General features: G+C 71.3%; 21 protein-coding genes and 1 pseudogene. 8 read left to right on the forward strand and 14 right to left on the reverse strand.

Features of this window, described 5'->3' with window-relative positions:
* The first annotated feature begins 10 nt into the window (after window positions 1-10).
* Window positions 11-661, forward strand: coding sequence for a hypothetical protein (locus AC067N_RS10445; RefSeq protein ID WP_478678475.1), 651 nt, complete (start codon window positions 11-13; stop codon window positions 659-661).
* 32 nt (window positions 662-693) lie between these two features.
* Here the strand turns inward: AC067N_RS10445 and AC067N_RS10450 are convergent, their stop codons facing one another.
* Window positions 694-984: a hypothetical protein gene (locus AC067N_RS10450; RefSeq protein WP_478678476.1), complete on the reverse strand. Its 291-nt coding sequence runs from the start codon at window positions 982-984 to the stop codon at window positions 694-696.
* Window positions 985-1507: 523 nt separating this feature from the next.
* On the opposite strand from AC067N_RS10450, the gene AC067N_RS10455 reads away from it, so the two are divergent.
* The 3 genes and pseudogenes from AC067N_RS10455 to AC067N_RS10465 form a co-directional block, all read left to right on the forward strand.
* Window positions 1508-1912: a DUF5958 family protein gene (locus AC067N_RS10455; RefSeq protein ID WP_478678477.1), complete on the forward strand. Its 405-nt coding sequence runs from the start codon at window positions 1508-1510 to the stop codon at window positions 1910-1912.
* Window positions 1913-2281: 369 nt separating this feature from the next.
* Window positions 2282-3766 (forward strand): alpha/beta hydrolase, encoded by a 1485-nt coding sequence (locus AC067N_RS10460; RefSeq protein WP_478678478.1) that lies wholly within the window; start codon window positions 2282-2284, stop codon window positions 3764-3766.
* Window positions 3767-3838: 72 nt separating this feature from the next.
* Window positions 3839-3940: pseudogene (locus tag AC067N_RS10465) on the forward strand (NADP oxidoreductase); the annotation flags it as partial.
* A 73-nt stretch (window positions 3941-4013) separates the two neighbouring features.
* Here the strand turns inward: AC067N_RS10465 and AC067N_RS10470 are convergent.
* The 3 genes from AC067N_RS10470 to AC067N_RS10480 form a co-directional block, all read right to left on the reverse strand.
* Complete coding sequence (locus AC067N_RS10470) at window positions 4014-4322, reverse strand: helix-turn-helix domain-containing protein (protein WP_478678479.1); 309 nt, start codon at window positions 4320-4322, stop codon at window positions 4014-4016.
* Window positions 4319-4693 (reverse strand): type II toxin-antitoxin system RelE/ParE family toxin, encoded by a 375-nt coding sequence (locus AC067N_RS10475; RefSeq protein ID WP_478678480.1) that lies wholly within the window; start codon window positions 4691-4693, stop codon window positions 4319-4321. The genes AC067N_RS10470 and AC067N_RS10475 overlap by 4 nt, the downstream gene beginning before the upstream one ends.
* Before the next feature lie 391 nt (window positions 4694-5084).
* Window positions 5085-6368, reverse strand: a complete 1284-nt coding sequence (locus tag AC067N_RS10480; protein WP_478678481.1) for an adenylosuccinate synthase — start codon at window positions 6366-6368, stop codon at window positions 5085-5087.
* 199 nt (window positions 6369-6567) lie between these two features.
* Between AC067N_RS10480 and AC067N_RS10485 the strand changes: the two genes are divergently transcribed.
* Entirely contained in the window at window positions 6568-7509 is a 942-nt protein-coding gene (locus tag AC067N_RS10485; RefSeq protein ID WP_478678482.1) for a diacylglycerol kinase family protein, read from the forward strand.
* A 780-nt stretch (window positions 7510-8289) separates the two neighbouring features.
* Window positions 8290-9810, forward strand: a complete 1521-nt coding sequence (locus AC067N_RS10490) for an APC family permease (RefSeq protein WP_478678483.1) — start codon at window positions 8290-8292, stop codon at window positions 9808-9810.
* 273 nt (window positions 9811-10083) lie between these two features.
* On the opposite strand, the gene AC067N_RS10495 is transcribed toward AC067N_RS10490, so the two are convergent.
* A complete protein-coding gene (locus AC067N_RS10495; protein ID WP_478678484.1) occupies window positions 10084-10644 on the reverse strand; it encodes a GbsR/MarR family transcriptional regulator in 561 nt (186 codons plus the stop codon).
* 101 nt (window positions 10645-10745) lie between these two features.
* On the opposite strand from AC067N_RS10495, the gene AC067N_RS10500 reads away from it, so the two are divergent.
* Both AC067N_RS10500 and AC067N_RS10505 read left to right on the forward strand, forming a co-directional pair.
* A complete protein-coding gene (locus AC067N_RS10500) occupies window positions 10746-11708 on the forward strand; it encodes an ABC transporter ATP-binding protein (protein WP_478678485.1) in 963 nt (320 codons plus the stop codon).
* Window positions 11705-13399, forward strand: a complete 1695-nt coding sequence (locus AC067N_RS10505) for an ABC transporter permease (RefSeq protein WP_478678486.1) — start codon at window positions 11705-11707, stop codon at window positions 13397-13399. Before AC067N_RS10500 ends, AC067N_RS10505 begins: the two co-directional genes overlap by 4 nt.
* A gap of 335 nt (window positions 13400-13734) precedes the next feature.
* Here AC067N_RS10505 and AC067N_RS10510 read toward each other — a convergent pair whose 3' ends face one another.
* The 9 genes from AC067N_RS10510 to AC067N_RS10550 all read right to left on the reverse strand — a co-directional run bounded on the left by AC067N_RS10510 (window position 13735) and on the right by AC067N_RS10550 (window position 24084).
* Window positions 13735-14955 (reverse strand): cytochrome P450, encoded by a 1221-nt coding sequence (locus tag AC067N_RS10510; RefSeq protein ID WP_478678487.1) that lies wholly within the window; start codon window positions 14953-14955, stop codon window positions 13735-13737.
* 165 nt (window positions 14956-15120) lie between these two features.
* Window positions 15121-15852, reverse strand: coding sequence for a dienelactone hydrolase family protein (locus tag AC067N_RS10515; RefSeq protein ID WP_478678488.1), 732 nt, complete (start codon window positions 15850-15852; stop codon window positions 15121-15123).
* Between the two features lie 159 nt (window positions 15853-16011).
* Window positions 16012-16677, reverse strand: a complete 666-nt coding sequence (locus tag AC067N_RS10520; RefSeq protein ID WP_478678489.1) for a response regulator — start codon at window positions 16675-16677, stop codon at window positions 16012-16014.
* Window positions 16674-18035: a sensor histidine kinase gene (locus AC067N_RS10525; RefSeq protein ID WP_478678490.1), complete on the reverse strand. Its 1362-nt coding sequence runs from the start codon at window positions 18033-18035 to the stop codon at window positions 16674-16676. The genes AC067N_RS10520 and AC067N_RS10525 overlap by 4 nt, the downstream gene beginning before the upstream one ends.
* Window positions 18036-18197: 162 nt before the next feature.
* Complete coding sequence (locus tag AC067N_RS10530) at window positions 18198-18872, reverse strand: response regulator (RefSeq protein WP_478678491.1); 675 nt, start codon at window positions 18870-18872, stop codon at window positions 18198-18200.
* Window positions 18869-20335, reverse strand: coding sequence for a sensor histidine kinase (locus AC067N_RS10535; RefSeq protein WP_478678492.1), 1467 nt, complete (start codon window positions 20333-20335; stop codon window positions 18869-18871). Before AC067N_RS10535 ends, AC067N_RS10530 begins: the two co-directional genes overlap by 4 nt.
* Window positions 20336-20345: 10 nt before the next feature.
* Complete coding sequence (locus AC067N_RS10540; protein ID WP_478678493.1) at window positions 20346-21686, reverse strand: acyltransferase family protein; 1341 nt, start codon at window positions 21684-21686, stop codon at window positions 20346-20348.
* Window positions 21679-22386: an alpha/beta hydrolase gene (locus tag AC067N_RS10545; protein WP_478678494.1), complete on the reverse strand. Its 708-nt coding sequence runs from the start codon at window positions 22384-22386 to the stop codon at window positions 21679-21681. The genes AC067N_RS10540 and AC067N_RS10545 overlap by 8 nt, the downstream gene beginning before the upstream one ends.
* A gap of 795 nt (window positions 22387-23181) precedes the next feature.
* A complete protein-coding gene (locus tag AC067N_RS10550) occupies window positions 23182-24084 on the reverse strand; it encodes an alpha/beta hydrolase (RefSeq protein ID WP_478678495.1) in 903 nt (300 codons plus the stop codon).
* Window positions 24085-24413 lie beyond the last annotated feature (329 nt).

A 24413-nucleotide genomic window follows, 5' to 3' on the forward strand; every position in this document is an offset into this window, starting at 1 on the left:
GAGTGCTCCTTTGGCCTGTGACCTCTGGTTGGTCCCGCTCGTCGACGTGCTGTGCCACACGCCCGACAACCCCTTCGCCGAGGAACTCGCGCTCTACAACCAGGTGCTGGGCGAGGCCGGGCTGCCGCCCGTACCGGTGTACCAGTACATGCCAGGACTGACCGGGGAGGTCGCCCCGATCGCGGGCTTCGACTACGACGCGCTGCACTTCCTGCGCCGGGCGTACCTGCTGCAGGTGTGCGGGCTGCCGGTGACGCCGGTCGGTGAGCTGGGCGGCGACTACGAGCAGTTGCTGGAGATGTTCGAGACCACGGCCCAGCAGTCGCATCTCGTCTGGCACTACGACCACGCGGGCGCGTATGTCCCCGTCGACTTCCCGCACCCCATGGCCAACGACGAACTCCTCGCGGGCAACGGCCCCCTGGGCTCCTCCCAGGGGCTGCTGCGGGAACTGGAGACCGTGGCGCCGGCGATCGGGATCGACCCGGCGAACCCGCCGCTCGCCCCGGCCCCGCCGCTCGCGCCGACGTCCCTGGAGGAACCGGCCGCTCCCGCGCCGTTCGACTCCAGCCCGTTCGCCCGCGAACGCCATGTCTGGCTGGGCCTGAACGCGGCGGCGACCCGCAGCCTGGCCCAGGGCTCGATGATCATCTTCAGCTGAGGTGGAGGACGGCTGCGGGGGCCGTGTGCGCCTCAGCGCAGTTTGGCGAGGCCCTTCCGCAGGTCGTCGAGGTTCATGACCGGCGTGTAGTCGATGCTGGCGCCCATGTCCATGAACAGCGGCTCGGCGATCGCGGGCATGTCGGAGGAGTCGGTCATGTCGAAGAACAGATACATGGTGCGCCGGCCCCCGTCGACGGTGAAGTAGGAGGCCTCCGGCTTGATGCGCTCCATGAGCTCCTGCACCATCTGGGGCATCTTGCCGCTTCGCAGCATGTCACTCGACCGCTCCGTGTCGAGGGACGCCTTCAACAACACACGCATGGCACTCACCTTCCCTGACTCCAGACCCCGGCCTCCCGGCCTCCGCCACCCCCCTCCGGCCGCGCGGAGCACACCGGGCACAGCCTCAGGATATGCCCGTGATGCGAACAATGTCCGATGAGCTGCGCGGCCGGCGACGCGGCGGGAAGCGGCCGGGGCGGGGGACGCGGCGGGGGACGCGGCGGGGAAAACCGGATGCCGGGTCGTGAGGGGCGCGTGCACCATGCCCCGCATGTCCACCGAACTCAGCGGAATGATCGAATGCCGCCCCGGCGCCCGCCTCTGGGGCCCCGACGACGAGGACTCCGTATGGCACGCCGCCATGGACCTCTTCGTACTGCCGACAGGGCGTGCACCCGGACCCGCGCCACGGCCGCGGGGAACGCCACTCACCGGGGTCCCGTCTGGGCAGTGATGCGGACGCTCGCCGACCTCCACGGCCCGGAGAACGTCCGCCTCGTCGTCTGGTTCCACTGACCGCGCGTCACCACCTGGGAGAAGGACTGCACATGGGATGGCCGGCATGAGCGATCGCGATGTGATGCTCAACCAACTCGCCCAAGGGCTGCGTCCGATGTCCGAGGGCATCGCGTGGTTCGACGCCCTCGGCACGCAGGCGCAGGACGACGTTCTGCTGCATCTGCACGGCCACTGCCTTCAGGCCCGCCCCGTCGAGGAGGACGGTCCGCAGAGCGTCCGCCGTGCCGGACTGCGCCCCACGCACACGCCTGCCGTGCTGATCGTGCGCGGCCGGATCGAGCAGCAGCTGGGCAGGATCGTCCGGCTCACCCCTCCCGACGAACGCCGCAAGGCGTTCCGGCTGTTGGTCGCCGTGCTCGCGATCGCCGACGAACGGCGCCGCGAGCGCTTCTGCTCCGAGCGCTCGAAGACTGCGGCGCGAGTCGTGATCAATAGGTGGTCTGGGTGAGGATTTTGACCCAGATCATCGAGGCACGCAGGAGTAGGCCGACGAAGTAGCTGTCTGGGGGTCTTGGCGTATCGGGTGGCGATGCCGCGGCCTTGAGCTTGCTGGTCAGCAGTTCGACGGTGTTTCCCTCCTTGCAGAGGTCGGCGTCGTGGCCGACAGATCGATTGAGACTGCGACGGGATCCCTTCCCCTGACCCGGCCCTGACCTTTTTGCGCCCTGCGCCCCGATCGCCCCTGAGTGGTCCCCGACCTGACCCGGAAAGACCCCTGACAGGGGCGCCACATGGGCGGCAGTGCACCTAACGTGACGACGGTGCCCCGGCCGGGCCCGCACGTCTGACACAACCGCTCTCTTCACGAGGAGGATCCATGCCGTTAAGGGGCAGATCCGCACTGCGGCGCATCGCCGCGCGGGGCACGGCCATGGTGGTGGGAGCCGCCATGGCCGTCATCACCGGCCTCGCCGCCGCTCCCGCGGTCCACGCGTCGCCGTCTGCCACCGGGGCCCTGCGGTGGGCACCGTGTGACGACCCGGCGAAGCCGGGAGCGGAGTGCGCCACTCTTTCGGTGCCGGTCGACTGGGCCCACCCGGACGGGCCGAGACTCGACCTGGCTGTGGCCCGCCGCAAGGCCACCGACCCCGGCGCACGCGTCGGCTCGATGGTGTTCGGTCCCGGCGGGCCGGGCGATTCGGGTGTGGAAATGGTGGTGGGCCGTATCAGCCGGTTCAGCCCCGAGGTCCGCCGCAGGTTCGACATCGTCAGTTTCGACCCGCGTGGCGTGGGCGGCAGCAACCCGGTGACCTGCTCCGGTGACCTGCTTGCCGAGCGGCCGTCGCCGGAGTTGAAGAGCCAGGTGGACTTCGACGCCACCATGGCGTATAACAGGCGGCTCCGTGCCGACTGCCGGGCCCGTACAGGCCCAGTGTTCGACCACCTTGACACCGCCCAGACGGTCCGGGACTTGGACGCCCTCCGGGCCGCCCTCGGCGAGCGGAAACTGACCTTCCACGGCAGCTCGTACGGCACGCTGCTCGGGGCACAGTACGCCGAGACCTACCCGCGCCGCGTGCGCGCGATGGTGCTGGAGAGCGTCATGGACCACAGCGTCCCGACCACACGTGACTTCCTGCAGTCCGAGGCGGCCACCGCAGAGGATTCATTCCAGGAGTTCGTGAAGTGGTGCGACGCTGCCGCGGACTGCGCGCTGCACGCCCGCGACGTCCGCGCCGTCTGGCAGGGCCTGTTGGCCCGGGCAGGGCGCGGCGAGCTGGAGGACCCGGCGAAGCCGGGCACCTCGCTGTCTGCTTCGGACCTGGTCAACAAGGTCGCGTTCCGGAAGTTCTACCAGGCCGACTACGCGGGCCTGGCCACGGCGATCGCGGGGATGGACGCGAGCAAGCCGCTGCCCGCGTCGCCCACCTCGATAGAGCCGCTGCCTTCGGCCACCCCGGTCTTCTGCTCGGACTGGCACCTGCCGGTGCGCGACTACCAGGAGTACGCCTCGCTCGTCGTCATGATGAACACGACCGCGCCTGACCTGCCTTACCTGCTGCCGATCCACATGGCAGCGGCGTGTCTGGGCGCGCCGACCGCCAACCCGCAGCACCGGCTGGACGCACACGGTGCCCCGCCGATCCTGGTCTCCAACGCGCTCCACGACCCCGCCACCGGCTACCCGTGGGCGGTCTCGGTGGCCCGGCAGCTCGGCCGCCGCGGCGTGCTCCTCACCTACGAGGGCCACGGCCACGGCAGCGTCACCAGTGGCCCGTGTATGGAGGACGCCGTGGACAGCTACCTCACCGACCTAGCAGTCCCACCCCGGGGCACCAGCTGCCCCGCCGTGCCGTCCTGACAGCTTGCCGATCCGGATCCGCCTGGGGGCGGATCCGGTAGGAAGACGATCGTGACGCGCAGGCAACTCACCGACGACCAGGAAGCCCTGGCACGCGTGCGTGAGTTGGTGCGGCGCGTGGGGTGCGAGCCCGTTTGTGGCGGTGGTCTCGAACGAGCGGGACTGCTGGAGGCCTGAGCGAGACGAAGCCAGACGAACGCGTCCGTGGAAGCGGGAAGCTCCTGGTATTCGCGGGTGCCTTTCCGAGCTACGCCGCGCGACTCTCGAAGCGGAACTCCGGTGTCGCGCGTGGGTCGATGAGCGCGCCGGAGTGCAGGGCCTCGGCCAGGCTCTCGATGAGTTCGAGGGTCGGGTCGACACCGCTCTCCTCGATGCGCTCGATCTCCTCCACAGCCAGCCCAGCCCGCTCAGCGAGTTCCGCGCTGCTCAGCCCCAGCGCCGAGCGCCGTTCGTAAACTGCGAGAGCGAAGTCCATACGCCGCCCGGCGGCCCTGTACGCGGGGTCCTCCCGGTCCTCGGGGGGGACGCTCCAGCCGGTGTGGTAGCCCCTGCTCATGATGCCTCCTCGCCCCTACTGTAGGTCTCGTGCTCGCCCGCCGGAGGATGCTCGGCTTCACAGATCTTCCGCGCCCGCTGTGCTCGGAGCACTTCCTCCGCCTGTCGCGTCTTCGTCTTCCTGAACGCCGTGAGCAGCACCGCCCTGCGCCCCGGGGCCAGCCAGTAGGTGACCCGGAAGGAATCGACGCGGAGTTCCCGCAGCCCGTCACCGAGGTGGCTTGCCAGCGGAAAGGGCAGAAGCGGTCCCTCCACGGCGAGCCGATCCGCGAAACGCTCGACCGCACGGTAGTCGGCGGGTGCGAGAGTCTCCAGCCACGCGCGTACCTCTGGTTCCAGCTCGATCACGTAGAGGACCGAGTCCTCACTCATTGCCAGCTCCCGCATTGCTGCGTACTCATCGCCACTGCCGCCTACTGACGTCGCCCTGCTCAGACAAGCAGCGCCGAAGCCGGGACACCGCCGGTCGAGGGGCGCGTCACTCGACCGGGAAGGGCTCCTCTCCCCCGTGGGCCCGTGTCCCGCGGCATCGCCCGCGGAACACGGGCCCGGACCCCCGGTCAGACGTCAGACGGTCAGGGCCGACGCATGGTGAGGGGGCCGACCTGCTCACGCATCCGCCGAAGCTCAGCGCCGAGCCGCCGCTGGCGCTAGTCACACCGGCGGGTCCGCGACTCGGATGCGCTGCTTTCGCATGTCCTCCGGCGGCCGGCTGTCGAGGGCGACCGGCCGCCGGAGGACATACAGGGGGTATCGCGGTGTTCTAGATGAACGAGTTGATCTCGATCGTCTCGTCGCGGCCCGGGCCCACGCCGATGGCGGAGATGGGGGCGCCGGACATGTCCTCCAGGGCCTTGACGTACGCCTGGGCGTTCTTCGGCAGGTCGGAGAACGACTTCGCCTTGGAGATGTCCTCGGACCAGCCGGGGAGCATCTCGTAGACCGGCTTCGCGTGGTGGAAGTCGGTCTGGGAGTAGGGCAGCTCCTCGACGCGCCTGCCGTCGATCTCGTACGCGACGCAGACCGGGATCTGCTCCCAGCCGGTGAGGACGTCGAGCTTGGTGAGGAAGAAGTCCGTCAGGCCGTTCACCCGGGTCGCGTACCGGGCGATGACCGCGTCGAACCAGCCGCAGCGGCGGTCGCGGCCGGTGGTCACACCGCGCTCGCCGCCGATGCGGCGCAGGGCCTCGCCGTCCTCGTCGAACAGCTCCGTCGGGAACGGGCCGGCGCCGACACGGGTCGTGTACGCCTTGAGGATGCCGATGACGCGGCTGATCTTCGTGGGGCCGACGCCCGCACCCGTGCAGGCACCGCCGGCCGTCGGGTTCGAGGAGGTCACGAAGGGGTACGTGCCGTGGTCGATGTCCAGGAGCGTGCCCTGGCCGCCCTCGAAGAGGACCACCTTGTCGTCGTCGAGGGCCTGGTTGAGGACCAGGACCGTGTCGGCGACGTACGGGGCGAGCTTGTCGGCGTAGCCCAGCAGCTCCTCGACGACCTGCTCGACGGCGATGGCGCGCCGGTTGTAGAGCTTGGTGAGGATCTGGTTCTTGACGTCGAGGGCCGCCTCGACCTTCTGCGTCAGGATCGACTCGTCGTACAGGTCCTGAACCCGGATGCCCACACGGTTGATCTTGTCCGCGTAGGTGGGGCCGATGCCCCGCCCGGTCGTGCCGATCTTGCGCTTGCCGAGGAAGCGCTCGGTGACCTTGTCGACGGTCACGTTGTACGGCGTGATGATGTGAGCGTTGCCGCTGATCAGGAGCTTGGACGTGTCGACGCCGCGCTCGTTCAGACCGCTCAGCTCGGAGAGCAGGACCGACGGGTCGACGACGACGCCGTTGCCGATGACCGGAGTGCACTCCGGAGTGAGGATGCCGGAGGGGAGAAGGTGGAGGGCGTACTTCTGGTCGCCGACGACGACCGTGTGGCCGGCGTTGTTGCCGCCCTGGTAGCGGACCACGTAGTCCACGGATCCGCCGAGCAGGTCGGTGGCCTTCCCTTTACCCTCGTCACCCCACTGAGCACCGAGCAGCACAAGTGCGGGCACGCGCGTACACCCCTTCCGGGCGGGGCATGTCCATGGTCGGGGGCGCACGCGGTGGCTTGAATACCCACCGCGTGCACCGCGACCGTCGTTGGCCGCAAACTGTGGACCCGGATGCCCCGGAATAGACGAAGCCCCTGGCGCAATAGCGCAAGGGGCTCTTGCACAAAGATGCTACCCGAGGAAGCGAGGCAGGACAGAGGTGGCGACTGGCGACCAGCTCCTCGTGGTCATCGACCCCCTCGCCCGTCACACGGACGGTGAGGCCGTAAGGATCGCGAAAGACGTGCTCAGCGCGGGTGCGGCGAGTACGAAAGTGTGCCTTCCGGAAGGGCCCGACGAATTCGCGCGGGTCCTGGCGCGGCGGGGTTCGCGACGGCCGGTGGTGGTCGGGGACGACCGCGCTCTGCTGCGGGCGGTGACTGTTCTGCACCGGCAGCGGGAGCTGGCGGCGTGCGCGCTGTCGATGGTCCCGGTGGGTCCGGCGCTGGGGCTGGCCCGGTCGCTCGGCGTGCCGACCGGCGCGGTGGCCGCCGCGCGGGCAGCGCTCGACGGGGTCGAACAACGGCTGGATCTGCTCGTCGACGACAGCGACGGGGTGGTGCTCGGCACGCTGCGGATCCCGGCGCCCGCGGGGGCGACGGCCGTCGACGCGGAGGCGGAGACGGACGGCGGGGCCGGAGCCGGCGTCGGTGCGGGGGCCGGTGCGGGGGCGGGGGGCGGCTCCTCCGGGCATCACTCGTGGTTGCGGAGCTGGCCGCAGTCCCTGGTGCGGACGTTGTCCGCGCGGCCGCCCCGGATCGCGCGCGTCGTCGCGCGGCCCGCCCGAATACGGGTCGCCTCCCCGACCGCGGTCGGGCCCTCCCGGCTGCGGGTGGAGGTGGACGGGGTGACGCTCGTCGACCTCGACCAGCCGGTGCAGGGCGTGTCGATCACCCCCGGCGCGGACGGCGGCGCGGACGTCGAGGTCCGGCCGGTGTCCGTGGGCGCCGAGGCCGCGCCGCTGCGGGCGGTGGGGCAGCGGGTGACGGTGTCCGGCGCGGACTTCCGCTACCGGGCGGACTCCCTGGTGGTCTCCGGGCCGGTGCGGACGCGGACGTGGACGGTGCGGGAGGGGGCGTGGGGGCTGACGTTGCCGGTGTGACCCGGCCGACGCCGGAGCCCCCGGACCCGACGCCTGGGCCCCCGGACCCGACGCCCCGGGGAGCGGCCCGGACGGCCCCTTCGGCACCTCGGGGCGGACCTCGACGGTCCCGCCGGCACCTCGCGCGCCGGGCGCCTTCATGAGGGCGCCCGGTGGCCGTCAGGCGCCCTGGATCACCCGCTCTGGGGCTGATCACCTGGTCACCTGGTCACCTGGTCACCTGGTCACCCAGCCGATCGGGGATCACGGCGGCCGTCAACGACGACGGTGGCTCCCCCGCGTGGGCCACTGGCTACAAACCGGCCGGCCGATCGCCGCGCTGCGGACGATCATCCGCTGACCACGGGGGTGGGGCAGTTGGTCACGTGCCCCCCGACATGGCCGGGACGGGACGGGTCTTACGACGCGCCGGGACGGGACTGCGGCGGGCCGGGACGGAACTGCGGCGGGGGCAGAGGCAGCCGGGACGCCGGCGGCCGCGGACGCCATCGCGAGGGAGCGCCGGGCGGCGAGCGCAGGCGGCGCGGCGAGCGCGGGCGGCGCGGCGAGCGCGGGGGCGAGACGGCGGATGTGATGGCGCATGCGGTGATTCCGTGTGGCGGTCGTCGAGGTTTGTACCGGTATACGCGCTATCCGCCGATCACGGACTCGGCGAGTCCAGAAAACCGACAGGCGATTTCTAAAGGTCTGGTTGACAAACATTTAACGCGTCGAGACTCTTGGCCGACTCATTCGGGCTAGAGAGTTCCGGTTCAGCGGCAACCAGGAAGGGGCCACCCGATGGCAGTTCAAGAGGGCGTCGCCCCGGACGCGTCCGAGACGGGCGCCGGGGGCGAAGGCGCGGTTCACCGGCTCAAGCCCAACGCGGTGGGCCTGCTGGGCGTGGTCTTCATGGCCGTCGCCACCGCCGCGCCGATCACCGCGATGACGGGCAACGTGCCCTTCATCGTCTCGTCCGGCAACGGCATCGGGGCCCCCGCGAGCTATCTCGTCGCAATGGTCGTCCTGGCAATCTTTTCCGTCGGCTTCACGTCCATGGCGAAGCACATCACCTCCACCGGCGCCTTCTACGGCTTCATCTCCTACGGCCTCGGCCGTACGGCCGGCCTCGCCTCGGGGCTCCTCGCGACCTTCGCGTACGTCGTCTTCGAGCCGGCCCTGATCGGCATCTTCTCCGTCTTCGCGACGACGACCCTGGAGGACCAGACGGGCACGCACGTCCCGTGGTGGGCGTTCGCGATCCTGATGCTGGCCGTGAACGCCATGGGCACCTGGTTCGGTGTGTCGGTCGCCGAGAAGCTGCTGGTGGTGCTGCTGGCCACGGAGGTCTTCATCCTGGCCCTGATGGCGGGGGCGGTGGCCCTGAACGGCGGCGGCCCGCACGGCTTCACCTTCGGCCCGGTCAACCCCGTCAACGCCTTCCAGGGCACCTCCGCCGGGCTCGGCCTGTTCTTCGCCTTCTGGTCGTGGGTCGGCTTCGAGTCGACGGCGATGTACGGCGAGGAGTCACGCGACCCGAAGAAGATCATCCCCAAGGCGACGATGATCTCGGTCCTGGGCGTCGGCGTCTTCTACGTCTTCGTGTCCTGGATGGCGATCATCGGCAACGGGGAGCAGGAGGCACTCGCCGCGGCCTCCTCCGCGAACCCCCTCGCTCTGTTCTTCGGCCCCACCGAGCAGTACGTGGGCCACTGGGCCGTCGTCGTCATGCAGTGGCTGATGATCACCGGTTCGCTCGCGTGCGGCATGGCCTTCCACAACTGCGCGGCCCGGTACCTGTACGCGCTGGGCCGCGAGGGCGTCCTCCCGTCGCTCCGGAGGACCGTCGGCCGCACCCACCACCGCCACGGCTCCCCGCACATCGCCGGCCTGGCCCAGACGGCCGTGACCGCCGTCCTGCTCCTCGCGTTCGCCCTGGCCGGCAAGGACCCGTACACCGGTACGTACGTCCTGCTCGCCATCCTCGGCACCATGGCCATCCTGGTCGTCCAGGCGGTCTGCTCCTTCGCGGTGCTCGCCTACTTCCGCACCCATCACCCCGAGTCCCGCCACTGGTTCAGGACGTTCACCGCTCCGCTGGTCGGCGGGGTGGCGATGCTCGCCGTCGTGGTGCTGCTGGTGTCGAACATGGGCGTCGCGGCGGGCCCGGAGTCCGGTTCGTTCGTCCTGAGAGCCACGCCCTGGATCGTCGCTCTGATCGCCGTGGGCGGCATCGCCTACGCGCAGTACCTCAAGCGCCGGGCGCCCGAGCGGTACGCCCTCCTGGGGCGGACGGTGCTGGAGGAGACGAGGGAGCGGTAGCCCCCCGGGGGCGGGCCAGGGGTATCGCTCGCCCTCACCGGGCCCGCTCGAAGGGCTCTCCGGTGAGGGCGGTTAACGCAGCGGCGCCCGGCCGGGTCATGTGGGGGGACGGCACCCGGCCACCACGGTGGGACGTTGCCCGGGCACAGGGGCGCGGGGTACGAGTCGGGCCGGGGCGCCTCCGGGGCCGTCGGGGTGGGGCGCGTCTCCGGTGGGGCCGGACGCAGGCGGGGCGTCCCCTTCGGTCAGCCCCGGCCGAAGACCTCGTCGCGGTCAGCCCCGGCCGAAGACCTCGTCGCGGTGGGCGCGCCAGCGGTCCATCATCGTCTCGAGCTCGCCCTCGATGAACTCGAAGAACGCGAGCGTCTCGGCGAGACGGCGGCCCGCCGGACTGTCGGCGCCGAGGCTGGCGACACCCTCGCGCAACGCGTCCTCCCAGCGCTTGATGATCGCCTCACGGTTGGTGAGGGCCTCGTACCACTGGTCGCTGTGGACGCGGTAACGCTCACGCCGTGAGCCGGGCTCGCGTTCGCGTGACACCAGATGCACCTGGGCCAGGTAGCGCACCGCCCCCGAGACGGCGGCGGGACTGATCCTCAGCTGTTCGCCCAGCTCCGCGGAGGTCAGCGCCCCGGTGTCGGAGGCGAGGAGCGCGGCGAAGACGCGGGCCGGCATCCGCGGCACCCCGGCCTCCACGAGCTGCGCGGCGAAGTGCTCGACGAAACGCGAGACCGACTCGGGATCCCGCCCCGCGGTGCCCGCCTCCGCCCGCACATCCGCGGAGCCCGCGCGCGGCCCCCCGTCGGCCTCGGACCCGGACCTCGATTCCGCCATCGCTGGATCATCTCCCCTGGTCAGACACCCCAGCCAGTCTACTGTCGGTTCATTCGCTTCTTTAACTTCACAAATTTCTGAAGTAAGCGTACGTTCTGAGCATGACGAAGGCCAACCCCGCCATCGAGGTCTCCGGACTCCACAAGTCCTTCGGACGGACCCACGCGCTCGCCGGCCTCGACCTGACCGTCGCGTCCGGCGAGGTCCACGGCTTCCTCGGCCCCAACGGCGCCGGCAAGTCCACCGCCATCCGCGTCCTCCTCGGCCTGCTGCGCGCCGACTCCGGGGCCACCCGGATCCTCGGCCGCGACCCGTGGAAGGACGCGGTCGAGGTGCACCGCCGCATCGCGTACGTACCCGGCGACGTGACCCTCTGGCGCAACCTGTCCGGCGGCGAGGTCATCGACCTCTACGGCCGGCTGCGCGGAGGCCTCGACGCCCGGCGCCGCGCGGAGCTGATCGGACGCTTCGAGCTGGACCCGACGAAGAAGGGCCGCACCTACTCGAAGGGCAACCGCCAGAAGGTGGCCCTCGTCGCCGCCTTCGCCTCCGACGTCGACCTGCTGATCCTCGACGAACCGACCTCCGGCCTCGACCCGCTGATGGAGGAGGTCTTCCAGCACTGCGTCCGCGAGGAACGCGACCGGGGCCGTACCGTCCTGCTGTCGTCCCACATCCTCAGCGAGGTCGAGGAGTTGTGCGACCGGGTGAGCATCATCCGCAAGGGCGTCACCGTCGAGAGCGGCTCGCTGGCCGACCTGCGCCATCTGACCCGTACGGCCGTCGCCGCCGAACTCGCCTCCCCACCGGGCGACCTGTCCCGCCTCCCCGGCGTCCACGACCTCGACGTGCAGGGCAACCGGGTCCGCCTCCAGGTCGACACCGACAAACTCGACGCCGTACTGCGCTCGCTGACCGAGTCCGGCGTACGGTCCCTGACCTCGACACCGCCCACCCTGGAGGAGCTGTTCCTGCGGCACTACCAGGACGACGCGGCGGACGGCGGCACCGGGGCGGGGACCGGCGCCGACACCGGCTCCCAGGAGCGGGCGGTGACGCGATGACCGCCGTCGGCAGCGCGTCCACGCCCCCGTCCCGGTCGCCGTCCCCGTCCGGGTCCGGCTCGGGCTCGGGCTCGGGCTCGGGTTCGGGGTCGGGGTCGGCGTCCGCAGTACGGTCCCGTGGGGCACGGCAGCTGGCCGGTACGGGGGTCCTGCTGCGCTTCGCCCTGCGGCGGGACCGGGTGATGGTGCCGGTGTGGGTCGCGGTGACGGGGCTGATGGTCCTCTCCATGCCGAACAGCCTGGGGAGCCTGTACGGCACCGCCGCCGAACGCGCCGACCTGATGCGCCAGATGACCACCAACTCGTCGCTGCGCGCCCTGGTCGGGCCCGTCTTCGACGACTCCCTCGGCGCCCTGACCTCGTGGCGCGTCGGCGTCTACGCCGGTGCCCTCGCCGCCGTGATGAGCCTGCTCGTCGTCATCCGCCACACCCGCGACGAGGAGGAGAGCGGCCGGCAGGAAGTGGTCGCCTCGGGGATGGTGGGGCGGCGGGCCCCGTTGACGGCGGCACTGCTGACGGCGCTGATCGCGAACGGCGGGCTGGCCCTGCTGGTCACGGCCGGACTGGCCGGGCAGGGCGCGGCGGGCGCACTGGCCTTCGGACTGGGGATCGCGGGCGTCGGGATGGTGTTCGCGACGATGGCCGCGGTGGTCGCTCAGCTGACGGAGAGCGCGCGGCTGGCGCGGGGGCTGTCGGCGGCGGTGCTGGGGGCGGCGTTCGTGCTGCGAGCGGCGGGCGACGCTTCGGCGAACGATGGTTCGTCTCCTTTGACGTGGCTGTCGCCGCTGGGGTGGCTGGAAAACGAGCGTTCGTTCGCGGACGAGCGGTGGTGGGTGCTGCTGTTGTTCGCCGGAGCGGCTCTGGTCCAGGGCGTACTGGCGTACGAACTCGCCGGGCGCCGTGATGTCGGCATGAGCTTCCTGCCGACCCGGCCGGGACCGGCGGCGGGGCGTCTGGCGACGGCGGGCGCGCTGGCCTGGCGGTTGCAGCGGGGCAGCGTGCTCGGCTGGAGCATCGGGTTCTTCCTCGCCGGGGTCGTCTACGGCGGGCTCACGGAGGGCGCGGCCGACCTGGTCGCCGACAACGAGGGCGCCCGCCGGATCTTCGAACGCATGGGCGGCAGGTCCGGCCTCACGGACGCGTTTCTCGCGTCGATGATCGGCATGCTCGGTCTGATCGCCGCGCTCTACATCGTGAGCGCGGTGTTGCGGCTGCACGGCGAGGAGACCTCGGGCCGGGCCGAGCCCCTTCTCGCCAACGCCGTGGGCCGGTTGCGTTGGGCCGCCGGCCATCTGGCCATCGCGTTCGCCGGCTCCGTGTGGATCATGCTTCTCGCCGGCCTGGGCTTCGCCCTCGGTTACGGCAAGGAGTTCGGCCCGATCCTGGGTGCGTGTCTCGTCCAGGTCGCCGGGGTGTGGGTTTTGGGCGGGGTCGCCGTCCTCGTGCACGGCCTCGCCCCCCGGGCGGCAATGGCGGCCTGGGGTCTGGCCGGAGCCGTCCTCCTGATCGGCTGGATCGGCCCCGCGCTCGACGCTCCCCAGGCCGTCCTCGGCCTCTCCCCCTTCGGTCATCTGCCGAAGCTTCCGGGCGGAGAGATGGAGTGGGGACCCGTACTGACGCTGGTCGGGCTGGCCGTGGTGCTGGTGACCGGGGGCCTGGCGGGGCTACGGCGGCGGGACCTCATGAGTTGAGCGGATGACACGGGGACCCGTGCACCCCGGCAGGAGCCACCGGGCAGTGGGGCGCGGTGGCGGGGGGCGAGTGAGGGGGCCGTCGGCTTGACGGGCGGTCCTGCGAGAGCCACGGTGGGGGCCCCATCCCCCGTACGCGGGGACGGACCGGAACCGCGGGACGGACCGGAACCGTGGGACGGAGGGGTGGACGGGCGCGGGACGCGGTGCACGGGCGCCGGACGCGGTGCACGGGCGCCGGACGCGGTCCGATCGGCAGAGCACGTCGGCGTGCGTGGATTCGAGAGCCGGTGGCGGACGTGCCCCCGGAGCCGGCTCCCCGGCAGGCGTCCGCTCTACGCCAGGTCCACCTGGAGCCCCTCCAGTCCCCGGATCACGAAGTTCGGCTTGCGCTGCGGCTCCGCCGCGAGGGAGAGGGAGGGCGCCTTCTCCAGCAGGGCCCTCATCGACGCCGTCAGCTCCATCCGCGCGAGGGGCGCGCCGATGCAGTAGTGGATACCGGCGCTGAAGGAGATGTGCGGGTTCTCCTTGCGGGTGAGGTCGAGCTTCTCCGGGGCGGCGAAGACGGCCGGGTCGTGGTTGGCGGAGCCGAAGAGCATCGCGATCTCCGCGCCCCGGGGGACGGTCGTGCCGTCGATCTCGATGTCGTCCAGCACCCAGCGCTCGAAGAGCTGGAGAGGGGTGTCGTACCGCATCAACTCCTCCACGGCCGCCGGCACCAGCGAGTGGTCGGCGCGCAGGGCCGCCAGCTGGTCGGGGTTGCGGAACAGCGCCCACCAGCCGTTCACCGTGGCGTTCACCGTCGCCTCGTGGCCCGCGTTCAGCAGCAGCACACAGGTCGAGATCATCTCCTGCTCGGTGAGCCGGTCGCCCTCGTCGTACGCCGCGATCAGACCCGAGATCAGATCATCGCCCGGCTCCGCCCTGCGGTGCGCGATCAGATCCCGGAGATACTCCGAGAACTCCACCGACGCCCGCACCGCCTTCTTCGCCGTCGCCTCCGACGGGCTCAGCTCGTACATCCCGCAGATGTCCGCCGACCAGGGCCGCAGCTGCGCCCGGTCCGACTCGGGGACACCGAGCATCTCGGCGATCACCGCCACCGGGAGCGGCTCCGCGACATCCGCCAGCAGATCACCGCCGCCGGCCTCGACCAGCCCGGCCACCAGCTCGCCCGCCAGCGACTCCACATACGGCTTCAGCTGCTCCACCGTGCGCGGTGTGAACGCCTTCGACACCAGCCGCCTGATCCGGGTGTGGTCCGGGGGCTCCAGGTCCAGCATCCCGTGGTCGTTCAGCGTGTGGAACGGCTCGTGCTCCGGCGGCGGCGCACCGCGGTCGAAGTCCTCGTGCGTGAACCTGTGCTGGTACGTCCGGCCCAGTCGCCGGTCCCGCAGCAGCGCCGAGACATCCGCGTGGTGCGGGACGAGCCACTGGTTCGTGGGCTCGAAGTACCGCACCCGGCCCCCCGCACGCAGCTCGGCGTACGCCGGGTACGGGTCCGCCACGAAGTCGGGGTCCCACGGATCGAAAGCGAGATCGGATGCAGCTGCCATGAACGGACGCTAACCCGCGACCCACCCCGCTGAACAGAGCCGTCTCGCCGCATGACCTCGACAAACCTGCTTCCGGGCCGCCTCCCCCTCCCCCTCCCTCTCCTCCCCCGGCCCGCCCCCGCCGTGCGGCGCCGAAGCTGCCGGCGCCGCACGGCGGCGGTCGTGTCAGCTCAGATGACGGGCGAAGAACCTTATGGTGCTGTCCAGTTCGAACCGCGGCATCTCGCCGTGGCCACCCGGGTTGGCGTGCAGGGTCTTCTCCGCCGAGCCCAGGGCGTCGAACAGTGCCAGCCCCTGCTCCCTGGGCACCCGCTCGTCGTCCCACTGCACCAGGAACTCCACCGGAACGGTGATCCGCCCGGCGGCCTCCGCCGACGCCAGCGCTCCGCCCAGGCCCAGCACCGCCGCCCGGACCCGGGGCTCGGCGGCGACGAACGGGACACCGAGCCCGCACCCCAGGGACACGCCCCAGTAGCCCACCGGCCCGGCGCCGACGAACGGGAGGTCCTGCACGGCGTCCACAACCGCCCGCCATTCCGGTACGGTCCGGCGTGCCACGAGCGCCTGGAACCCGGCGATCAACGGAGCCAGTTCCTCTCCGGCAGCCGCCCGAGCCTGGTTCTCCGTCACTATCCGGTCGTACGTCTCGTCCTTGGGCCGGTCACCGTGTCCGGGCACATCCACCGCCACGACGGCGAAACCGCACTCGGCGACGAAACGGAGCGCACGCGCGACGATGCCGGGTGCCTTCTTGTGCTGTCCGCCGCCATGGCCCATCACGATCAGCGGACGAGTACCGACGGCGCCTTCCGGCGCCCACAGCACGCCGGGAATCTCGTCGAGGGTGAAGAGGTGTTCGCAGACGCCACCGGACGACGTCTCGGAGTTGAAGCGCATGAGCGATTCATGCCTTTCGGGATGCCTTCTGCGGGCGCTCCCTAGGCCATGCGAAGGAGGGAGCCCCGACCTGTCACAGCGTTGATCGGTCTCACCTCCTCGGTTCGCGGCCAAGCACGGCGGCGCCGAACCTATCACGAAGGGCTCGTCCGGCCCGGGTCAGCCGGGAGTGACCAGCCTCGCCTCGTAGGCGAAGACCGCCGCCTGGGTGCGGTCGCGCAGGCCCAGCTTCACCAGGACCCGGCTGACATGGGTCTTGATGGTCGACTCGGCCACCACCAGGCGCTCGGCTATCTCCGAGTTGGAGAGCCCGTGCGCGATCAGGACGAGCACCTCCGTCTCGCGGTCGGTGAGCTCTCCGTAGGCCAGTTGGGCCGCCGCCGACGGTCGGGGCGTCTCGGCCAGCCTGGAGAACTCGGTGATCAGACGCCTGGTGACCGACGGGGCGAGCAGCGCCTCACCGGCGGCCACCACCCGAACGCCGTCGGCGAGTTGGCGGGCCGAGGCGTCCTTGAGCAGAAACCCGGAGGCTCCCGCGCGCAGCGCCTGGTACACGTACTCGTCGAGGTCGAACGTGGTCAGCACCAGCACCTTGGCGCCGCCGTCCGCCGCCACGATCTCGCGTGTCGCCTCGATGCCGTTCATCTCCGGCATGCGGATGTCCATCAGGACGACGTCCGGGGACAGCTCCCGGACGCGGTCGACGGCGTCACGGCCGTTCACCGCCTCGCCGACCACCTCGATGTCCGGCATCGCGCCGAGCAGCACCGAGAAGCCCTCACGGACCATCATCTGGTCGTCGGCGATCAGCACCCGGATCGTCATGCGTCGTCCTCGCTCGCACTGGCCACCGGCAGGAACACCGTCACCTCATAGCCCCCGTCCTCCGTCGCGCCCGTGGTCATCTCGCCGTTCAGCATGGTGACGCGCTCGCGCATGCCGGTGATGCCGTGACCGGCGCCGTGCGTGGACTTCACCAGGGTCACCTCCGGGGAGGGGCCGTTGACTATGCGCAGGCCCAGCCCGCCGAGGACGTAGCCGATCTCCACGCGGGCCGTCGCGCCGGGGGCATGCCTCAGGGTGTTGCTGAGGGCCTCCTGAACTATTCGGTACGCCGACAACTCCACACCCTGCGGGAGCTCCCGCACCGCTCCGGTGACGACCTTCTCGACGGTCAGGCCGGCCTCCCGCACATTGGCGAGCAGTCCGTCGAGGTCGGCGAGGGTGGGCTGCGGGGCGTCCGGGGCCTCGTAGTCCTCGGCGCGGACGACGCCGAGGACGCGGCGCAGCTCGGTCAGCGCGGCCACGGCGTTCTCCCGGATCGTGGCGAACGCCTGTTCCAGCTCGGGCGGTGGGTTCTCCACTCGGTAGGGCGCGGCCTCCGCCTGGATGGCGACCACCGACATGTGGTGGGCGACCACGTCGTGCAGTTCGCGGGCGATCGTCGTGCGCTCCTCCAGGAGGGTGCGCTTGGAGCGCTCGTGCTCGGTCACCGTCTGCTGGGCGGTGACCTCCTGCTGGGCCGTGCGCCGTATCTGCCAGATGGAGACCGACAGGAGGATGAAGGCCGAGACGGTCAGCATCGGGCCGGTGTTGGCGCTGTAGTAGCCGTAGTTCAGATAGCGGGAGGAGAAGAGCGCCTCGGCGAGCAGGCTGTAGAGCGCGGTGATGCCCCACATCCACACGGCGATCCGGGGCCTGGTGCGCAGGGCCACGACCGTGAGGACGATGACGTGGGTCACGAAGGCGCCGGGGATCCACGGCCAGTCGTTGAAGTCGCTGCCGATCACCGTGCCGATCAGGGTCGCGCCCATCGAGGCCCAGAAGGCGCCGACGGGCCTGGCGAGTGTCAGCAGGACCGCCACCAGGGAGAGGATGCCCGTGATCAGCTGGGTGATGTCACTGCCTCCGTTGCCCTCCATGGAGGCATACATCGCGATCAGGGCACCGGCGACCACCGCCGCGTGCGGGGCCCAGACGGCCCGCTCCCGGAACCTCGGGGGCAGCTGCCGGACGAACGGGCCGTCCACGCGCCTGCGGGGCAGTGGTCGGTACACGAAGGCGCTGTGGAACATGTCCTGCCACAGCCCGATCAGAGCGTTCGCGGCCAGTCTGAACTCCGGGCTGCGTTCCTTGGCACCGCGTCGCGGTGGCGTGTGCTGGGTGTGAGTCGTCTCGGTCACGATGAAAACGGTAGGCGGGGGGCGGGGTCGCCGTCGTCACCAGTGAGGAGGGTCTGACCGGGTCCGTCTCAGGTACTACGGGTCGCGCGTATCGGCCGCCGCACCGCCCGCCGCGCCGCACCGCCCGCCGACGCCCCCGTGGCCGCCCACGTCGGCGCGCGTTCAGTAGCCCGTGGGCCGGACCAGGCCGCACTCGTAGGCGAACACGGCTGCCTGGGTGCGGTCGCGCAGCCCCAGTTTCACCAGGATGCGGCCCACATGGGTCTTCACGGTCTGTTCGGCGACGACGAGGCGCTGGGCGATCTCCGCGTTGGACAAGCCCTGAGCGATCAGGGACAGCACTTCCGTCTCCCGCTCGGTCAGATCGCCGACGCGGTCCTTCAGCGGGGCGCGCGGTGGTGTGCCGAGACGGGAGAACTCGGCGATGAGTCTGCGCGTGATGCCGGGCGCGAGCAGGGCGTCGCCCGCCGCCACCACCCGTACCGCCTCGGCGAGCTGGTCCGCCGAGGCGTCCTTGAGGAGGAAACCTGAGGCACCGGCGCGCAGGGCCTCGTACACGTACTCGTCGAGGTCGAAGGTCGTGAGGACCAGGACCCTGATGTGCGGGTTCTCGGTGGTGATGCGGCGGGTGGCCTCGATACCGCCGAGCTCGGGCATGCGGATGTCCATCAGGACGACCTGCGGGGCGAGTTCGGCGACCTTGTCGATGGCGTCGAGGCCGTGCACCGCCTGGCCGACGACGTCGATGTCGGGCTGGGTGTTGAGCAGCACCGAGAAGCCCTGGCGGACCATCTGCTGGTCGTCGGCGATCAGTACGCGGATGGTGCTGCTCGTCATGGAGTCCGTTCTCCTGTCGTGCCCGCGTTGGCCGTACCGCCTGGGGGCCTGCGCGTTCGGGGATTGGGGCCGTGGGCCGGGGATGCGTCGCCGGTAGGGGTGGTGGGGGCGGTGGTGTCGTTGCCGGGGGCGCCGTTTCTCGGGAGGAAGGCGACCACCGCGAAGCCGCCGTGGGAGGTCTCGGCCGCCATGAGGGTGCCGCCGAGCATGGCGGCGCGCTCGCGCATGCCGAGCAGGCCGTGGCCGGCGCCGTGGGACGGCGGGGCCGGGCGCTGGGGACGGGAGTTGATCACCCGGACCTGCAGACCGCGCGGAAAGTGGGTGAGTTCCACCCGGACGGTGGAACCGGGTGCGTGCCGCAGGGCGTTGCTGAGCGCCTCCTGGACTATCCGGTACGCCGACAGCTCCACTCCCGGCGGCAGGGGGCGTGCGTCACCCTCGATCTCCACGGTGACCGCCAGGCCTGCCGCGCGTGTGTTCTCCACCAGGGCGTCGAGACGGGCTAGCGTCGGCTGCGGGGCGTGCGGGGCGGTTCCCTCGGCGGCGGCCGCCATGGCGTCCGGGTCGTCGGGGTTCGACGGGTGTTCCGCGCGCAGGACCCCCAGGACACGGCGGAGTTCGGTGAGCGCCTCCAGGGCGTTCTGGCGGATGCCGTGGAGGTTCTCCTTCAGCTCCTCGGACGGGTTCTCCACCAGGTGGGGGGCGACCTGTGCCTGGATGGAGATCACCGACATGTGGTGGGCGACCACGTCGTGGAGCTCGCGGGCGATGCGGCTGCGCTCTTCGAGGAGGGTGCGGCGGGCGCGTTCCTCGGCGGTGATCCCGGCCTGTTCGACGAGTTGCATACGCGCTTCACGGCGGCCCCGCATGGTGCTGCCGAGAAGAACGACGCCGAGGAACAACACGAGGGCGAGCGGGCTGGTCGACGAATAGTTCGAGGCTCCGACGAGGCCCTCCACGACGAACGTGAACAGCGCGGTCAACGCCAACACCTCGACAGTCACCCGGGCGGGCAGCCGCAGGGCAAGCAGGAAGAGGATCACGGCGTGTGCGATGAGACCAGGTGGGCTCCATGGCCACGGGATGTCTCCGGCGGTCGCCGGCGCGAGCACGGGGTACCCGAACTGCGGCTGCAGCGTGAGCAGATGCACCCGTACCCCCAGGGCGACGAGTGTCGTTACCGCCATCGAGGCCCACCACGCCGGGACCGGCCACCACAGGGCCAGCACCACCGCCGCGGACTGCACCAGAGAGCACAGCAGCGCGTATTGCACGCCCAGTTCATAGCCGTCGCCGATCTGGTCGATGTTCGCCAGCAGTTCGACGAACGCGATCAGGACGACCATGCCGTGCGGAAGCCGGCGCAGCCACACGGAGGGGGGCAGCGGATGGGAGTCAGCGCTCAGCAGGTCCGCGCGCAACAGCCGCAGCCCGTTGGTCAGTCGCCTCTCCACGGCACTCATCCGGAACAGCCTAGACATGCCGCACCGCTTCGGTTCGCGCGTCCTTCGGGAGATGGGTCCGCGAAGTGCTTTGGCGAGGGAGCGATTTGTGGTGTGCGGCCGGTTTCGGCGCCGCAGGCAGGGCTGTTCCCGGGTCTTGCCGGGAGCGGCGGGATGATCGCGGGGTCCTTGTCTCATGGATGTGGAAGGCGGCCCAGCAGATCAGCAGAGCCAGGGCGAAAACCGGGAGCCAGGCCAGGCGGGCAGCCGTCCAGGCCGGATCGTCGGGGAGCGTGTGGAGGCCGGGGAGGGGGCCGGCCGCCAGGGCCGTGGCGGTGGTCGCCATCAGGGCGGTCTGGTGCCAGAGGAACACCGTCATCGCGGACAGGTTGATCAGAGCCACCGCACCCCATGCCATCGGGTGTCGCCCCAAGGCGCGACGGAGGGGACCGCGCAGCAGCAGGGCCAGACCGCACTGGGCAAGGCCGAAGGTGACGGCAGCCAGGGTCGGCGGGTTCAGGTTGGAGACCGGGGCGCCGGGAACGCCCACCATCGACGCCGGGTAACCGGCCCAGCCGATCAGGGCCGCCGTCGCCGCCGCGCCGGAGATCAGGAGTGTCCAGCCCGCACGACGGCTGCGCAGTTCCCCTCTCGTCCATGCCGCGCCCACTGTGTAGGGGACCAGCCAGCCTGCGGCCAGGTTGATCCAGCCCAGCGATGGTGGGGCGCCCAGTCCGAAGCGGGCCAGGTCCACGTGGAGGACCACGGCAAGAGGCCATATCGGGTTGAGGCGGAGGACCAGAGGGGTGGCCGCTGTCAGCGCCGCGAAGACCAGCAGGAACCACAGGGGGGACAGGGCGAGTTTGAGGAGGGTGTGGATGGTGTCGGGGGCCGTGCCGGTGACCAGGAGGCCGATCGTCACCGCCGTCCAGAGGGTGAGGACCGCGGCGACCGGGGTGAACAGGCGGCTCAGGCGGGTGTGCAGCCACCGGGTGTAGGTGGTGCCGCGGGCTCGGGCCGAGGTATAGCTCCTCGTCGCCACATGGCCGCCCACCAGGAAGAAGACGGCGAGGGTCTGGAAGAGCCAGGAGATGGGAGCCAGCCGGGGCATGTGCTGGAGGGGGCTGGTGGTGCGGAGGGTGCCGTCACCGGCCGGGACGATGGCTGTGACCAGCCAGTGGCCGAGGACTATGCCGAGGATGGCCAGGGCTCGCAGGGCGTCCACCGCGCGGTCCCGGGTGGGCGGGGTCGCGGTGTGCAGGCGGTGGGCGGCCCGGCGGAGGCGTTGTGCGGGTGCGGGGCGCCGGGCGGCGCCGGCTGCCACCTCGGCCTCCGCGACGTCGGCGGCCGACCGCGTGCCCGTATCACGCATGAGTTACCTCCTGCGGGGTGCCGAGGGTTATGCGGGCGAGGTTCTCGAGGGCGATCGAGCCGGGGGTGAAGTAGCCGCTGTGGGTGGCGTCGCCCGCGGTGAAGACGTGGGCGCCGAAGGCGGGGGACGTCGGGTCGGTGCCGAAGCCGACGGTCGTGCCGAAAACGTCGACTCGGCTGTGCGGGACCATCTCGATCCAGTCGTCGGTCCCGCGGGCCGCCCATATGCGTGCCGATGCCTGCAGCGCGGACGCGCTGTCCGCGCCCGTGCCGGGACTGCCGATCAGAACCAGGTTGTTCACGTCGTCCAGGTCCGCCGCTGCCCTGCCGCACACGACCGAGCCATAGGAATGGCAGAGCAGGGAGACATCGGCCGTGGCACCGACAAGTCCCCGTAGCTCCCTGACGAACGTGCTCAGGCGAGGGGCCGCTTCCTCGGCACGGGTGCCGGTGAGCACCGTCGTGCTCACGGTCTCCGGTGTCTCGTAGCCGAGCCAGGTGATGACCGCCGAGGCCGGACCCGTGCGGGCGTGCAACGCGCGTGCGGCTCGGCGGAAGCGGCCGTAGGTGTCGAGGCTCGTGTCCGACCCGGGGACCAGTACCGCTATGTGGTCGGCCCGCGGCAGGTCGCCCATGACCTCCACCACCCGGCCCGGGCCGCGGCCGTCGAACGCGAGGAACTGGCGGGAGGGCTCCGCCATCGATCGGTCCGTCGCTGCCCGGGCACGGTCACCGTGGACCTCGGCCATCCGGGCCGCCTTCCCGGCGTTCGCGCGGTTGGCCGCGTACACCGCCTCCAGCGTCCCCGGGGTGAGGGGCGCGAGGGTTGCGGGGGGCGGGGCCGGAATCCGGGGGCGCGCCGCGGCGGAGACGGGGGCGATGACGGCGGTGGCGACGAGGAGGGCGAGCAGGGTGCGGCGGAGACGGGCAGGCCAGTGGTGCCGTCCACGCGGCCGGTCGGACCGACTCGGCGGGCCCGGCCGGTCTCTCGGCCTGTCCGGCCGGCCCGAACCACTCGCTCCGCTCGACCCGCCCGCCCGGACCCCCCGGTTGGGTCGCCGTGGCAGCAGGGCTGCCCTCGGCCATGTCACGGCCCCCATGTCCCCTGTTCCTCCCCTTCGACCGCCCGGCTACCGGACGGCGTTCTGGGAAGGAAGCTACGAATCGGAGGTCGTGGTCGGCGTCACGCCACAGAGCTCACCTGCGACGTAGCTCTCAGGTATTACGGGTATCAGCGATCAGGCGTCAGGGATCAGGCGTCAGGGATCAGGCGTCAGGGATCAGGCGTCAGGGATCAGGCATTCGGCATCAGGCGTCGGGCATCCGGCGTCGGGCATCCGGCGTCGGGCATCCGGCGTCGGGCATCCGGCAGGCCGCGCAGCACGCATCACACAACACGCCGCACCAGGCATCACGCACGACACAGCACAGCACAGCACACAGCACACCTGACGGAACCAGCACGCCTGACGGACGGAACCAGCACGCCGCCGCGTTCACCAGGCCAGTTGCGCGATCTCCTCCGCCACCACCGCGCACGCGTCCGCCGCCGGGTCGATCAGGGGGAAATGGCCGACGTCCTCCAGGAGCGTGAGGCCGACGACCTCGCCCGCCTTGGCCGCGGCGTCCGCGTAGGCGTCGGCGACCGGCTGCGGTACGACGATGTCGGTGCGGCCCTGGACCAGGGTCGTGGCGATGCCCGTCGGAAGGAGGAGGGCCGGGTCGGCGTAGGGACGGCGTTCGGCGAACTTGTCCTGACCGCCGAGGAGTTGCGTGGTCGCGCCGCCGCAGACGTCCAGCTTCTCCGCCACCGCGAAGTCGGCGATGGGCGCCAGGGCGACGACGCCACGCAGCGGGGCCGGGCCTGCCGTGCGCCAGGGCGCGTCGGACGGGAGGACATGACGGGCTGCGGCCCACAGCGCGAGGTGGCCGCCCGCCGAGTGGCCGGTGAGGACCGTACGGCGGGGGTCGGCTCCGGGCAGGGCGTCCCGTACGAGGTCGGGGAGGGCGTCGAGGGCGGCGGCCACGTCGTCGAACGTCTCCGGCCAGCGACCCGCGACCGGTCCGGCTCCGCCACCGGGGCCGCTCTGCGCGGGCAGTGCGCTTCCCCTTCTGTACTCGACGTTGGCCACGGCGAAGCCCCGCCGGGCCAGGAAGTCCGCGAAGGGGGTGACGTGCCGGCGGTCGTACGGGGCGCGCCAGGCACCGCCGTGCAGAACCACGACCAGCGGAGCCGCCACGGCCGAGGCGGTGCCGGGGGTGGCGCGGGGCGCGTAGAAGTCGATCACCTGGTCGGGGTGGTCGCCGTAGGCGGCGGTGGCGTCCGGGTCGACCGGGGGGTGCGAGAAGGCGGATGCCTCTTCGGCGGCATCGCGGGCTGCGGCGTCGTCGTCCGGCATGCTCCAACCTCTCAAGGGTGAAACGGATTTGGATGGGTTTGGGGGTGGGCCGGCTCGGGGGTGGGGGCGCCTGCCGTTGGCGGGGACGGTATCAGGCCAGTGACGTGCGTCGACACGGGGATATGACGCCGGGTCAGGGTTGACGGATCTGGGGGTTTTGGGATCTCGGCGGCGGGGGGCGTGCCGAGGACGCGCGGGGTCGGCGTGCGCGCCGGTCGGGGGTGCCGGCCGGTGCTGGGCGGGGCGGGCGGTCGCATCGCCCCGCGCGAACGCTCCCCGGCGGCGCGTGCACGGATGCCGCGCGCCGCCGGAGCGGGCCGATCACCGGC

The organism is Streptomyces sp. NPDC042364 (assembly GCF_056437585.1).